The sequence below is a fragment of the Pseudomonas sp. HMWF006 genome (assembly GCF_003061205.1).
Classification (GTDB): Bacteria; Pseudomonadota; Gammaproteobacteria; order Pseudomonadales; family Pseudomonadaceae; genus Aquipseudomonas; species Aquipseudomonas monsensis.
The window spans coordinates 112-331 of record NZ_QAIU01000659.1; the positions used below are offsets into that span (position 1 = coordinate 112).

The 220-nt window shown below is 60.5% G+C and carries 1 pseudogene; it reads left to right on the top strand.

Features of this window, described 5'->3' with window-relative positions:
- A pseudogene (locus DBR24_RS34620) lies at window positions 1-220 on the top strand (hypothetical protein); the annotation flags it as partial.

Genomic DNA, 220 nt, shown 5'->3' on the forward strand with positions numbered 1-220 from the left:
TGCCGTTCTTTATCGCAGGCGTCGCTTCGATGTTTGTCAGCCTGAAGTTTTTTGGCCGCTACAAACATGCGCTGATCGCCACGCAAAAAGCCCTCGACACTGCCGAAGAGCCTGCTGCATGGATTTCCCTCGCGGCCCGCCGTCGTGCGGCGTTTCTTGTGGCCGCACTGCCGGCGTGGATCGGTGCACTGGCGGTGGACAATGCCAGCAGCATCAACGG